General features: G+C 43.4%; 11 protein-coding genes and 1 pseudogene. 9 read left to right on the forward strand and 3 right to left on the reverse strand.

Annotated elements, in window-relative coordinates:
• The 5 genes from dnaA (at position 1) to IHE35_RS00025 (ending at position 6811) form a co-directional block, all read left to right on the forward strand.
• Entirely contained in the window at positions 1 to 1383 is a 1383-nt protein-coding gene (gene dnaA / locus IHE35_RS00005) for a chromosomal replication initiator protein DnaA (RefSeq protein ID WP_242788332.1), read from the forward strand.
• Between the two features lie 109 nt (positions 1384 to 1492).
• Positions 1493 to 2641 (forward strand): DNA polymerase III subunit beta, encoded by a 1149-nt coding sequence (dnaN, locus tag IHE35_RS00010; protein ID WP_099337835.1) that lies wholly within the window; start codon positions 1493 to 1495, stop codon positions 2639 to 2641.
• 27 nt (positions 2642 to 2668) lie between these two features.
• A complete protein-coding gene (gene recF / locus IHE35_RS00015) occupies positions 2669 to 3751 on the forward strand; it encodes a DNA replication/repair protein RecF (protein ID WP_242788334.1) in 1083 nt (360 codons plus the stop codon).
• A 55-nt stretch (positions 3752 to 3806) separates the two neighbouring features.
• Positions 3807 to 6275 (forward strand): DNA topoisomerase (ATP-hydrolyzing) subunit B, encoded by a 2469-nt coding sequence (gene gyrB / locus IHE35_RS00020; protein WP_242788336.1) that lies wholly within the window; start codon positions 3807 to 3809, stop codon positions 6273 to 6275.
• Positions 6276 to 6463: 188 nt separating this feature from the next.
• Positions 6464 to 6811, forward strand: coding sequence for a hypothetical protein (locus tag IHE35_RS00025; protein ID WP_242788338.1), 348 nt, complete (start codon positions 6464 to 6466; stop codon positions 6809 to 6811).
• A 697-nt stretch (positions 6812 to 7508) separates the two neighbouring features.
• Here IHE35_RS00025 and IHE35_RS00030 read toward each other — a convergent pair.
• Both IHE35_RS00030 and IHE35_RS00035 read right to left on the reverse strand, forming a co-directional pair.
• Positions 7509 to 8672, reverse strand: a complete 1164-nt coding sequence (locus tag IHE35_RS00030; protein ID WP_242788340.1) for a zinc-dependent alcohol dehydrogenase — start codon at positions 8670 to 8672, stop codon at positions 7509 to 7511.
• 322 nt (positions 8673 to 8994) lie between these two features.
• A complete protein-coding gene (locus tag IHE35_RS00035) occupies positions 8995 to 10938 on the reverse strand; it encodes an ATP-binding cassette domain-containing protein (protein ID WP_242788342.1) in 1944 nt (647 codons plus the stop codon).
• A 259-nt stretch (positions 10939 to 11197) separates the two neighbouring features.
• Here IHE35_RS00035 and IHE35_RS00040 point away from each other — a divergent pair.
• From IHE35_RS00040 to erpA, 4 genes and pseudogenes are all read left to right on the forward strand, one after another.
• Positions 11198 to 11302, forward strand: a pseudogene (locus IHE35_RS00040) (RND transporter); the annotation flags it as partial.
• A gap of 269 nt (positions 11303 to 11571) precedes the next feature.
• A complete protein-coding gene (locus IHE35_RS00045; RefSeq protein ID WP_242788343.1) occupies positions 11572 to 12582 on the forward strand; it encodes a putative solute-binding protein in 1011 nt (336 codons plus the stop codon).
• 226 nt (positions 12583 to 12808) lie between these two features.
• On the forward strand, positions 12809 to 13783 hold the full coding sequence (locus IHE35_RS00050; RefSeq protein ID WP_242790030.1) for a putative solute-binding protein: 975 nt from the start codon (positions 12809 to 12811) through the stop codon (positions 13781 to 13783).
• 116 nt (positions 13784 to 13899) lie between these two features.
• On the forward strand, positions 13900 to 14235 hold the full coding sequence (erpA, locus tag IHE35_RS00055; protein WP_242788344.1) for an iron-sulfur cluster insertion protein ErpA: 336 nt from the start codon (positions 13900 to 13902) through the stop codon (positions 14233 to 14235).
• Between the two features lie 75 nt (positions 14236 to 14310).
• Here erpA and IHE35_RS00060 read toward each other — a convergent pair whose 3' ends face one another.
• Positions 14311 to 14688 carry a hypothetical protein gene (locus tag IHE35_RS00060; RefSeq protein ID WP_242790031.1) on the reverse strand — a complete coding sequence of 126 codons (378 nt, stop codon included), beginning with the start codon at positions 14686 to 14688 and terminating at the stop codon, positions 14311 to 14313.
• Positions 14689 to 14702 lie beyond the last annotated feature (14 nt).

The raw sequence follows: 14702 nt of genomic DNA on the forward strand, positions 1-14702 counted from the left end.
ATGCTTTGGACAGACTGCTTAAATCGCTTGCGACAAGAGCTCTCTGGAAATGTCTTTACAATGTGGATACGCCCACTGGTTGCCGAGGAACTGGACGATACCCTTCGTCTTTATGCACCGAACCCTTACTGGACGCGCTACATTCAAGAACATCATCTGGAGCTGATCTCGATTCTGGCGGAACAGTTATCTGAAGGCCGTATCCGTAAAGTCGAAATTCTGGTGGATTCCCGTCCTGGTGCAATTTTGTCTGCCAGTGAACAGCCAGCGACCACCACGGCTGCTTTAGAAACCCAGCCTGTGAGTGTACCTGCGCCTCGCCCTCGTAAAGAAAAAGAAGAATCGGTTAAAAATAGCCGCAAGCGTCAGCTGAATCCCTTATTTACTTTTTCTCTATTTGTGGAAGGTCGCTCGAACCAGATGGCTGCAGAAACCTGTCGTAAGGTTCTGACCCAGCTTGGTGCGTCTCAACATAATCCGTTATTTTTGTATGGTCCGACCGGTCTGGGTAAAACCCACTTGATGCAGGCCGTGGGTAATGCATTATTGCAAGCCAAGCCGAATGCCCGGGTGATGTATATGACTGCGGAAAGTTTTGTGCAGGATTTTGTCAGTTCTTTACAGCAGGGCAAGGTTGAAGAATTTAAGAAAAACTGCCGTTCGCTGGATTTATTGCTGGTCGATGATATTCATTTATTGGCAGGTAAAGAAGCCAGTCTGGTCGAGTTCTTCTATACCTTTAACGCGTTGCTGGATGAATCTAAACAGATCATCCTGACCTCGGACCGTTATCCTAAAGAATTGACTGAACTGGATCCACGTCTGGTTTCACGTTTCTCTTGGGGCTTGTCGGTCGGGGTTGAACCACCCGATATTGAAACCCGTATTGAAATTTTACTTAAAAAAGCTGAAAGCAATGAAGTCGATCTGCCACGCAACTGTGCACTGTTTATTGCACAGCAAGTGGTCGCCAACGTGCGTGAGCTTGAAGGTGCACTGAATAAAGTGGTGGCGATTTCCCGCTTTAAAGGTACGCCAATTGATCTGGATGTGGTGCGTGAATCCTTAAAAGATGTTTTGGCGATTCGTGCCCGCACCATCAGTACGGAAAATATTCAGCGTGTGGTGAGTGAATATTTCCGCATTCCACTGAAAGAACTGGTGGGTCCGAAACGTACCCGTATTTATGCACGTCCGCGTCAGCTTGCAATGGGCCTGGCACGTGAACTGACCGGGGATAGTTTCCCGGAAATTGGCATGGCATTTGGTGGTCGTGACCACAGTACCGTGATGCATGCCTGTGAAAAAGTATTAAGTCTGCGTGAGGAAGATCCGATCTTCAACGAGGACTATAAAAACCTGCAGCGCCTGTTGCAAAGTTGATCTAAATCGCTCAAATTCTGCGCTTGCTATGCGGCTTTTTTTGCCGCATAGTACAGTGCTAAAAAATTAACTTTTTCTATATTTATCTTCAGTTTTAGAGGAATGTACCGTGCGTTTAAAAATCGCGAAAGAGAGCTTACTGAATGTTCTATCACATGTCGTAGGAGCGGTTGAACGTCGCCATACCCTCAACATTCTGTCTAACCTGAAAATTCAAGTGACAGCTCAAGCATTAACGGTGACCGGTTCAGATCTTGAAGTTGAACTGGTGGCAAGTACGCCTCTGAATGAAGGTGCGTGTCTGCAAGCGGGTGAAACCACAGTTCCTGCCCGTAAACTGATTGATATCTGTAAATCTTTGCCATCCGCTGCTTTGGTTGATCTGCAAATTACTGAAGATCAGCGCTGTATCCTGAAATCAGGTAATAGTCGTTTTGTACTGGGTACCTTGCCTGCTGAAGACTATCCATTGCTGTCGACTGAAAACAGTCAGGGCACGCAAGTCACTGTGACCCAGCGTGAACTAAAACGCCTGTTTGAAAAGACTGCTTTTGCAATGGCAGTGCAGGATGTACGTTTCTACCTGACTGGTACCTTACTGGAAATTGATGCCAACCAATTGCGTGCAGTGACTACCGATGGTCATCGTCTGGCGCTGTGTGAAACAGCTGCCCAATCCACTGCCACTCAGCCAATTCAGGCCATTGTGCCACGTAAGGCGGTGGGTGAATTACAGCGTCTGCTTAGCGTTGAAGATGACCAGTTATCTTTATTGATCGGTCGTGAATTATTAAATGTGACCATTACTGTACCAAGCCGTGATAAAGAACAGGGTGATACTACAGTACGTTTCACCACAAAACTGATTGACGGTAAATTCCCGGACTATCGTCGTGTGATTCCACGTGGTGGTGACAAGCATGTCATCATTGCCCATGACGTATTCAAACAATCTCTGCAACGTGTCGCGATTTTAAGTAATGAAAAACTGCGCGGCGTATTCCTGAACTTTAATGCGGATTCTTTACAACTGCGTGCCAATAACCCGGAACAGGATGAAGCGATTGAAGATCTGGCAATCCAGTATGCAGATGCACCCATGGAAATGTCGTTCAATGCGCAATACCTGCTAGAAGTTCTGGGTGTATTGGATGGTGATGATGTATCCATGAGCATGACTGAAGCCAACCAGTCGGTACTGGTTCAGGATCCTGCACATACAGACCAAACCTATGTGGTCATGCCGATGCGCGTTTAAGCGGCGGCATTCAGGCACAAGCTAGTCATGCACATTACGCGTTTGCATATCGAGCGTGTACGAAATTTAAAGACGGTTGCTCTCCAGGGATTGCAGCCGTTTAATGTTTTTTATGGCCAGAATGGTTCAGGTAAGACCTCTATTCTGGAAGCCATTCATCTGCTGGCTACAGGGCGTTCTTTTCGTACCCATATTCCTAAAAACTACATTCAGCACAGTGCTTCGGATGCGATCGTCTTTGCCCAGTCTGATACCGAAAAAGTCGGTATGCAAAAGATGGCGAGCGGGGAGCAGCTGATCAAGGTGAATGGTGATCTGGTGGCGACACAGGGGCAGCTGGCCAAGTTGCTACCCTTACAACTGATTGATCCACAAAGTACCGATATTATTGATCATGGTGCCAAGCCACGGCGACAGTTATTAGACTGGTTAATGTTCCACGTGGAACCAGAATTCTATCACGCCTGGCAATATTACTCGCGTGCTCTGAAACAGCGAAATAGTCTGCTGAAGTCCAAACGCTATCTCAGCCTTTCTGAACTGGAACCGTGGAACCAGATGCTGAGTCAGTATGGCGAGATTCTACATTCGCAGCGGCTAGGTATTGTCGAGCAATGGAAAGTTTTCTTTGAGGAAGACCTTAAGCATCTGCTGCCAGATCTCAGTATTAGTCTGGATTATAGTCCCGGTTTTCATGCTGAAACGGGGCTGTTAAATGACCTGACCAATTATCATGAGCGGGACTGTGAGAGACGCTATACAGAATATGGTCCACATCGCGCAGATTTGCGCCTGAAGACCCCTCTGGGAGATGCAGATGTGATCCTGTCTCGTGGACAGAAAAAGCTGCTGCTGATGGCGTTAAAACTGTCTCAAATTGCAATGCTACATTCTTGTAATAAGGAAACTGTGGTATTATTAGATGATCTGACAGCAGAATTAGATTTAACCGCACAACAACGTTTAATTGAGCGATTGAGCCAACTTGGTAGTCAAGTTTTTATTACCACTTTAGACCACGAATCAGTACAAAAGCATTTACATGATTTGTCTATCTCATATCAGTTATTCAATGTTGAAAACGGTATCGTTCAGGTTGTTGTGCAATAGTATTTTAAAGTTTTACCCATCTTTGGATAGACCTATTTTTCACTAGGGAGAAACCATGAGTTCAGAAGATCAAGCTGCTTCTCAACCAGAACAAACCATTGAAAAGGCTTATGATTCCTCTAGCATCAAGGTATTACGTGGTTTAGACGCAGTGCGTAAGCGTCCGGGCATGTACATTGGTGATACAGACGACGGTACAGGCTTACACCACATGGTTTTCGAGGTGGTTGACAACTCGATTGATGAGGCACTGGCAGGTCACTGTGATGAAATTTTAGTGACTATTCATGAAGATGAATCGGTGTCAGTATCAGATAACGGACGTGGTATTCCAACGGATATTCACCCTGAAGAAGGGGTGTCTGCAGCAGAAGTAATTCTGACCATTCTACACGCCGGCGGTAAGTTTGATGACAACAGCTATAAGGTCTCTGGTGGTCTGCATGGCGTAGGTGTTTCTGTTGTAAACGCACTGTCAGAAAAACTGGAATTGACCATTCATCGTGCTGGTCATATCCATCAACAGGAATACCGTCATGGCGATTCACAATATCCGCTAAAAGTGATCGGTGATACCGACCGTACAGGTACACGTGTACGTTTCTGGCCAAGTTCTGAAACCTTTAGCCAAACCATTTTCAATGTCGATATTTTGGCGCGTCGTTTACGTGAACTGTCTTTCCTGAATGCCGGTGTACGTATCGTACTGCGTGATGAACGCATCAATGCGGAATATATATTTGATTACGAAGGAGGCTTGTCCGAATTTGTAAAATATATCAATGAAGGCAAGACCCATCTGAATGATATCTTCCATTTTACGACGATGGCGGAGAACGGGATCGGGGTAGAAGTGGCACTGCAATGGAATGATTCTTATCAGGAAAATGTACGCTGCTTTACCAACAACATCCCGCAAAAGGATGGCGGTACCCATTTAGCCGGTTTCCGTGCTGCACTGACCCGTGGTTTAAACAACTACATGGACAGTGAAAATATTCTGAAAAAAGAAAAAGTTGCAGTATCTGGTGACGATGCACGTGAAGGCTTGACTGCGATTGTCTCGGTGAAAGTGCCTGATCCGAAATTCTCATCACAAACCAAAGAAAAGCTGGTGTCGAGCGAAGTCAAAACTGCGGTCGAACAGGCAATGAATAAGTCATTCTCTGAATACTTATTAGAGAACCCACAAGCAGCGAAATCAATTGCGGGTAAAATCATTGATGCAGCACGTGCCCGTGATGCAGCGCGTAAAGCACGTGAGATGACACGTCGTAAGAGTGCTTTAGACATTGCAGGTCTTCCAGGTAAACTGGCAGACTGTCAGGAAAAAGATCCAGCATTGTCTGAACTGTACTTGGTCGAAGGTGACTCTGCGGGTGGTTCTGCTAAACAGGGCCGTAACCGTAAGATGCAGGCAATTTTGCCACTGAAAGGTAAAATTCTGAATGTGGAACGTGCGCGTTTCGACCGTATGATTTCATCTGCTGAAGTGGGTACGCTGATTACTGCACTGGGCTGTGGTATTGGCCGTGAAGAATACAACCCGGACAAGTTGCGTTATCACAAAATCATTATCATGACCGATGCTGACGTGGATGGTTCACACATCCGTACGCTGCTGTTAACCTTCTTCTTCCGTCAAATGCCGGAACTGGTAGAACGTGGTCATATCTATATTGCACAGCCACCGCTGTATAAGCTGAAAAAAGGCAAGCAGGAACAGTACATCAAGGATAATGATGCACTGGAAACTTACCTGATTTCGAATGCGATTGATGAACTTGAACTGCACATCAGCGCTGATGCACCTGCCATTCGTGGGGATGCATTGGCAAAGGTGATTGCGGATTACCAAACCTCGCAAAAAAGCTTGAATCGTTTGACGCTACGTTATCCTGCAACATTGTTAGATGGTCTGTTGGCACTTGAAGCATTTAAGCTGGATCAAGCAACTGATCTGGATTATGTAGAAAACTGGGCAATGCAGTTGCGTCAACATATCGAAGACAAGCAACCAAGCTTGCGTCCTGAACTGGGTATTGAAACCTTCGAGAAGGAAGATGCAGAAGGTAACAAGTCTGTGACTTATCTGCCACGTATCACGATTTATATCCATAACCTGCCACATGCTTATCTGCTGGATTCAGGTCTGCTGGGTTCAAGTGAATATGCACGTTTATTGAAGAACTCGAAGAGCTGGTTCACGCTACTTGAAGAAGGTGCTTACCTGCAAAAAGGCGAGCGCAAGATTCTGGTCAATAGCTTCCATGAAGTATGGCAGCACATCCTGCAAGACTCCCGTCGCGGTATGATGATCCAGCGCTATAAAGGTCTGGGCGAGATGAATGCGGATCAGCTGTGGGAAACCACCATGGATCCAGAAAACCGTAACATGCTACAGGTGACGGTGCAGGATGCAATTGAAGCGGATCGTATGTTCTCTTGCTTGATGGGTGATGACGTAGAACCACGTCGTGCCTTCATTGAAGAGAATGCTTTGAACGCAGATATCGATGCATAACTGATACACAATCCACTTAAAAAAGCACCTTTCGGGGTGCTTTTTTTATGATCAATTTATGCTAATGTCATTTTAACTGGTGAGCATACTCAGCAGCTGATCAGTGATTCTGACACCATATCTGGTGATTTTTTATTTGCAGTATTTGTCTGATCTGGGTCAGCCTATGGCAATAAAGAGGTTTATCCATGGATAGCCAGCTTGAACAAGTCCGTGAAATTTGGGCTAATGCATTCTATATCGGTAACTATGATGTTCTGCGTCAGTATGAGCATGAAGAGTTTAAGGTGGTTTTTGAGCAGAAAAAGCGTGTAGAAACCAGTTATGTCCGTTATGACCGGATTGCACATGCAGTCAAAAATGGGGTGTGGAAACCGCATAAGCCCGAAGTAGAATATGAAGAATACGAATATAATGCGGATCAGACTGAATGCTGTGTAGTGACTGGTTTAGCCAAAGATAAACATCGTATTCAGGAATTGTGGCGCTATGAAGAGGAATGGAAAATTATTGAACTTCGATTTCTGAAATCCTAGATTTTCAATCAGTTAAGAAACTTACAAAAATAAAGTAATGAATAAATCAAATTATGTGTGAATAGTATTGTTTCTAAATAAGCTCAAAGCTTGATCAATAGTGTGGATAACTCCAAAGTTATCCATATTTATTTGGGTGAATAAGATAGTATTTATCCACAATAAAACTCCTTCTAAATTACCTTTAATTTTTAAATTTAAATTTATTCTCTGGTATCTTGTGGATAAATATTTTTAAATTTAAAATAATGTTTTAAATTTGAATTACCAGCTGGTGCTGATTTTCTGTGTTTAAGTCAAATTTCAGAACAGATCAGTTTGAATGCTAGTTTTATAGAAAATTAAAATAAATATTTTATAAAACATTCACTTATATTATTGATGTAGTTTTATTTAATAGTCGGCGTGGAACATATTTTTGCGTTGAAAATTCAGATGTAGTTAAACTACATAATTATTTCAACAATCAAGTGAACTTTCATTTTTTATAAATCATTGAATTAAAAATTTTTATTACTAATTTTTTTCTTTAGGTTTCTTTTCGAGATCAGCATTTGGATTTGAACTTTTCAGAACGATTTCCTGCGAGTCAGAGAGGAATAGAAATTAAATCGCTTCTGCTAGACGGAATTTTTTGATTGAGAATCTACGAATATAAAAAAGCGCCTAGGAAGGCGCTTTTAATCTTTTAGTATATTTACGGCGTTAAAATGACTTTACGGCAGTCTTCTTCCTTTTTATCAAAAATACGGTAACCCTCCACAGCATCTTCCAGTTTCATGCGATGGGTAATAATTACCTCTGGAGACAGATCTCCATTTTCAATATGTTCTAGTAACTGTGGCAAATATTTATGCACATGGGTTTGTCCCATTTTAAAGGTCAAGCCTTTGTCAAAGGCATCACCAAACAGGAAGCCGTGAATTGGACCGGCATAAACTCCAGGTACACTCATTACACCGCCACGGCGGACCGCTGCAATACATTGTCTTAGCGCTGAACCACTCGAACCTTCTAGTTTCAGGTTGGTCATTACGGTTTCCAGAACACTACCTTTGGCTTCGAAACCAACAGCATCAATAACCGCATCTACACCACGATAACCTGCTGTATTTTGAATAATAAATTCAGCTGCATCAACTTCATCAAAATTAACCGGAATTACCCCATAGGTTTGATAAGCAAAACGCAAGCGATAAGGATGGTGATCGACCATAAAGATCTGTTCGGCACCGAGCATACGGGCACAAGCTGCGGACAATAGACCAACTGGGCCTGCACCATAAATTGCCACGGTTGAGCCGCGGGTAACTTGAGCATTGGTCACTGCCTGCCAGGCCGTCGGTAGAATATCGGTGAGGAATAATACTTTTTCATCAGGCAAGGAGCCGGGAATCTTAAATGGTCCCACATTCCCTTTGGGAATTCGTACATATTCGGCCTGTCCACCCGGTACGCCCCCATACAGATGACTATAACCAAACAGGGCAGCACCTGGTGGAATCTGCTTTTTATTGATGATTGCACCACGACCCGTATTGGTATTTTCACAGGCAGCGGTTAATTCATGTTCGCAGAAAAAGCAGTGACCACAGGCAATCACAAAGGGGATAATAACCCGGTCACCTTTTTTAACTTCAGTTACCGCAGGGCCAACTTCTTCCACGATGCCCATGAATTCATGGCCAAAAATATCGCCTTGTTCAATGGCCGGAATTTTTCCACGATAAAGATGCAGGTCTGAACCACAAATTGCAGTGGCTGTTACCCTTAAAATGACATCATCTGCTTCCTGAATCACTGGATCTGGAACAGATTCAACTCTGACATCCCGAGTACCATGATAGGTCAGTGCACGCATATGGATTTCCTCTCTCGTTCAACATTAAAACAGACTTAAACAAGGCTGCTGATTATTAAAAAGCCTTTTTATTAGAGCCTCATCTCCCGACTCAGAGCTGTAAATTAATGTATGAAATAAGGAACCGGACTGTTTAAAAGATAAACTTATATAGTGCTTGCGTAATTCACTACAAAATATGTCAAAAATCTCGCAAATGACTAAACTAATAAAAACGACCTTAGAGCGTAGATAAAAATGTTTTAATCGACCAAATAAAGCTATAAAAAAAGGATCAGTGACAAGAGCCGCTGATCCTTCAATTGTTAAAATGCTAATGGAGTTAGCTGTCCTGGAAAGATTGTTCCAGTTCTTCTAATTCCATCATCAGTTCCAGCATCTGTTCTTCAGCAGTTTCCAGCTGTGCTTTCAGTTCAGTCTGCTCATTCATGAGTTTAAGCAGTTCATCCTTACGGGATGCCTCATACAGACCGGTATCTGCCAGCTTGTCTTCAATGACAGCAAGTTTCGGCTGCAACTTAGCGATCTGACTTTCACATTTTTCAATATTCTTGCGAATCGGGCGAGTCTGCTCACGTTGACGAGCTGCCTCCTTACGCTGTGCTTCTTTATCCACTTTACTTGGTGCAGGTTTTGCTTCAGCTTGCTGTACTTTCACCACTTCAGCAGTTTTAGGCACACTTTTTAATAATTCCGCACGTGCCTGACGTAACCATTCGGCATACGCTACCAGATCACCATCAAATTCAGTACATTTGCTATTATGAACTAACAGCAGTTCATCACAGACACTGGCGATCAGCTGACGTTCATGCGAAACCAGCACGACAGCGCCTTCAAAGTCTTGCAGCGCCATAGTCAGAGCATGACGCATATCCAGGTCCAGATGGTTAGTCGGTTCGTCCAGAATCAACACGTTTGGACGCTGCCATACGATTAACGCGAGTGCCAAACGGGCACGTTCACCGCCAGAGAAACTTTCACTTGGCGTATCCATGCGTTCGCCGCTAAAACCAAAGCTGCCGAGGAAAGAACGCAAGCTGGCTTCACTGATTTTAGAATCAGCAATACGTGCCAGTTGTAGCATCGGGCTGGCACTACCATCTAGTGCATCCATCTGGTGTTGGGCAAAGTAGCCAATATTTAACAGTTCTGAGTCTTTACGAAGACCTTTGATTAAAGCTAAGTCACCGACGAGAGATTTAATCAGCGTCGATTTACCGGCACCATTCATCCCCAGCAGGCCAATGCGGCTATTCGGAGTAATTTGCAGGCTGACATTACCTACAATCAGCTTGTCGCCATAACCAATATCGGCATTTTCCAGTTGTAGTAATGGTGAACTCATCTTGGTCGGTTCACGGAAGCTGAAAGTAAATGGCGTATCTACATGCGCAACAGAGAGTTCCTGCATCCGCTCCAGCTGCTTGATCCGGCTTTGAGCCTGTTTCGCCTTAGTGGCTTTGGCCTTAAATCGGTCGATGAATTTTTGCAAATGGGCACGTACTTCAAGCTGCTTTTCATAAGCTTGTTGCTGCTGTGCCAGACGTTCGCTACGGGTACGCTCAAAGGTCGAGTAGTTACCGGTATATAGAATCAGTTCCTGATTTTCAATATGCAGGATATGATCCGTAATGGCATCCAGGAAATCGCGGTCATGCGAAATCAGCACCAAAGTCCCTTCATAGGCTTTGAGCCAATCTTCTAGCCATAAAATGGCATCTAAATCCAAATGGTTGGTCGGTTCATCCAGTAATAACAGATCAGAACGGCTCATCAGGGTACGCGCCAGATTCAGACGCATACGCCATCCCCCCGAGAAACTGGCAACATCCAGCTCAGATTGATAATCCATAAAGCCCAAACCTGCCATTAGCTGAGAAGCCTTAGACGGTGCAGCATAACCGGAAATTTCATCAAAGCGGCCATATAGGTGTGCCAGCTCAGCATCATCCAGCTGTTCAGGATGGTTCAGCTTTTGTTGAATATCCCAGTATTCCTCATCGCCAGACAGGACAAAATCAATCGCCTTCATATTCAAGGCTTTGATTTCCTGGGCCATATGCGCCACGGTCCAGACTGCAGGACGGGTCAGGGAGCCGCTGTCAGATTCAATACCGCCCAGGAGTGCTGAAAATAGGGTGGACTTACCGGCTCCATTGACACCGGTCAGGCCAATTTTCCATCCAGGATGCAATTGCATGGAGGCTTTCTGGAAAAGGATGCGTCCACCGCGGCGTATGCTTAACTGATCTAACTGAATCATGGAGCTGTACTGACATTCGACAAGAAGAATGGCGCTATTCTAAAGGAAAGCCCATCAAAATAAAAAAATCTTGCTGGAGAATTCACACGATCCTGCACTTCATCCTTCACATAGATTCATATTTTTGAATTTATATTTAAATAGAACCAGTATTTTCAATGAAAAATAAGACGATATTGAAATACAAGTATCAATAAAAATGACTAAGAATAAATACAGTGAAGCCAAATTCGATCAGGACTTTAACTCAGGCAAGGGTGATGGCCGGATGGAGCTGACCAATCAAGAGATCTAAGACCCGATTACGATGCGGGTATTGAAACGGGCACGTTGTACGCTAGAACATACCAATGTTGAATGCTGATTAGGTGGCGAATAGCGCTCTAATGTATTTGTTTGTAAATTGAATTAAAAAAATGTAAGTCTTTTGACTTTTAGATAAATAGCTAAAAAATTGATATATATAGACTTTGTTATATTCAAAATGTGAATACGGGACACATTTTGCTAATAGGGGACAAACCACTTGATTGTAATGGAGTAAATACTCTATTTTTTTTAAAGAAACTTGCTAATATTTGTCACAAGTATGGAAACCCCATCGAAGAACAAGATTTTGCAAGGATTATTACAATGAAAAAAACACTTCTAGCATTGGCGGCATTTTCTGCCGTTGGTTTCGCAGGTACAGCACAAGCAAAAAAAGTCGATATCTGTGTTTTTGACTTACTCGGTAAATCTGGGGAGTCTTTCCAGATGGCTCAGGAATGGGCACTGGCAGCAAAATCTTGGGGAGCAGAAATTAATCTGATTGCTCGTCAGGATGAAGCAGTTGCAGACAATGACTTTAAAGCGGGTAAATGTGACGGCGTATTTATGACGGCGATGCGTGCACGTCAATACAATAAATTTGCAGGTTCTATTGATGCGTTAGGCGGTGTGCCAAGCAATGCTATTGCACAGCGTGCCATTACCTTTGCTTTGGATAAACGTAATGCTGCCAAGATGGTGAGTAATTTAGGCGGCAAAAAATATGAAATTGCCGGGATTGCTCCACTGGGTTCGGCTTTTATCTTTGTGCGTGACAAAAACATCAACTCGATTGAAAAAGCGGCCGGTAAAAAGTTTGCTGTATTGGGCTATGACGATGCACAAAAAATCATGGTGCAGCGCGTAGGTGCACAGGCTGTTGTATCGGATGTATCTAACTTTGTGGCCAAGTTTAATAATGGTCAGGTCGATATGGTGGGTGCACCTGCTTATGCTTACAAGCCGCTAGAAATCTATAAAGGCTTAGGCAATAGTGGTGCGATGTTTAACTTCCCGGTGCTGCATGTCACTTCAGACTTTGTAATCCGTCCTGAAAGCTTCCCGGCAGGCTTTGGACAGAAATCACGTGATTGGTTTGTTAAAAACTTGCCGAAGAGCATGGCGATGATTAACCGTTTAGAAGCAGGTATCCCTGCCAAATATAAAATGAACCTGAGTGCAGAAGATAAAACCAAGTATCAAAAAATGCTTCGTGATGGTCGTATGGATATGACCAAGCAGGGCATTTATGATGCTTCTATGATGAGCGTACTGAAACGTGCCCGCTGTTCTGTCGATAAGGCAAACTTCGAATGTTCACTATCAGGTGAATAAGCTGATTTTAAAAGGAAAAAAGCCTGGAAAACTCCAGGCTTTGTTTATGTTAAGGCAGGCAACTTTGCCATTGTCTGTGACTTGAAAATCATTAGAATGAATATCAGTCATGCTATCATCTTTCTCATAAAAACAATGATATGCAGCAGTCCTAAGAAAACAAAAACAATTTTTTAAGGAATAAAATATGAAAATTTGGTTCAAGGCGCTCGCACTCGGTATAGGCATGGTTGCAGCTTCCAGTGCAGTACAGGCAAAGCAAATCGTCTGTGTATTTGATCTGGTCGGTAAAAATGGCGATGTGTACGCTGTGATGAAAGATTATCAGCTGGCTGCAAAAAATTGGGGCGCGAATATCGAGCTACGGGTAAATACCAATGAGGCTGTGGTTGCAGAAGATTTTAAAGCTGGAAAATGTGATGGTATTAGCGTCACGGGAATGCGCGGTCGCCAGTTCAATAATTTTACCGGTTCACTGGATGCGATTGGTGCGATCCCGGATCTGAATCTGGCGGTTAAAGTGATGCAAGGGCTGGCAAGTAAGACGTTTGCCAAGCATATGGTACAAGGCAAATATGAAGTCGCTGGAGTGATTCCAGTGGGGGATGCTTTCCTGCTGGTCAATGACCGCAGTATTAATACCGTAGCTAAAGCAGCAGGTAAAAAAATTGCGGTACTTGATTATGACGAAGCGCAAAAAATCATGGTGCAGCAGGTCGGTGCACAAGCGGTAAGTGCCGATGTCACCAATTTTGGTGCCAAGTTTAACAATGGTCAGGTGGATATCATTGGCGCACCTGCTGCGGTATTTAAACCCTTAGAGCTGCATAAAGGTCTAGGCAGCAAAGGTGCAATTGTGAATTATCCAATTCTTCAAGTCACGGGTAATATCATCATCCGTCCAGATAGATTCCCGGCAGGTTTTGGTCAGAAATCACGTGAATGGGTGAAAGGTGAATTGCCACGTGCTTTGGGTATCTTGGGTAAAATGAAAGCTGATATTCCATCTAAATACTGGATGGATATTCCAGCAGCAGACAAACCTGGTTATCAAAAAATGATGCGTGAAGCGCGTATTGATCTGACCAAGCGTGGGATTTATGACAAGCGCATGATGAAACTGTTATGGCAGTTCCGCTGTAAGCAGGACCCAAAAAACTTTGAGTGTGCGCTACAGGATGAAAATTATAAACAATCCTGATAAATTTACTCTGATTAAGCTTTAATTTACAAAGACTGACCATATATTGAGTATACTATACTTGAAATATGGTCTTTTCTTTTTAAAGATGCCCGAACCGAACAGAGGAATCCATCATGAATGCTCAAGCACTTGTGCTGACTGACAATGCTGCCAATAAAGTACGCCAATTGCGTGACAGTGAAGGTAACCAAGATCTCATGCTGCGTGTCTATGTGACGGGTGGCGGCTGTTCAGGTTTCTCTTATGGCTTTAACTTTGCTGAAAGCCAAAATGAAGATGATGCAGAATTTATCAATGGCGATGTGAAAATGCTGGTCGACTCACTCAGCTATCAGTACCTGGTAGGTTCAGTGGTTGACTATCTGGAAGGTCTGGAAGGTTCACGCTTTGTGGTACAAAACCCGAACGCCACTACAACCTGTGGCTGTGGTTCATCTTTCTCTATCTAAACATACTTCGAGATTTAGACCATAGAAATCAAAAAGTCCTCAAAATGAGGACTTTTTTATGCGCTATTTTTATATTTAAGCTTCGAGTTTTGCCGCTTCAAGCAGGTCAAAGATTACAGTCGTTACATCCTGACTAAGCTCACGATTATTAAAAATCTCATAAGCTGTGATGGTGATATCGGTATCACTTGGTAACAGCTTTTGTTCTTCTTCAATCAGGTCATTGATCGGCAACAAAGTCTGCTTCACTTCTAAATGCAGAATGTCCTTATAGGCAATATTTTCATCCTCAAGTTCAATCAGCTGCTCATTAAAATAAGGCAAAAGGACAGAATGTAAATAAGGCTGAAGTTCTACAATATCAAAGATTTCGATATCACGAGTTTCATCAATTGTACTGATATGATCATTGGCTTCAATCAGGATATGGTAATAACTCATGCCGATCTCCACAGAGGGCTTAGGTG

The organism is Acinetobacter sp. ASP199 (assembly GCF_022700675.1).
In the GTDB taxonomy this organism is placed as follows: Bacteria; Pseudomonadota; Gammaproteobacteria; order Pseudomonadales; family Moraxellaceae; genus Acinetobacter.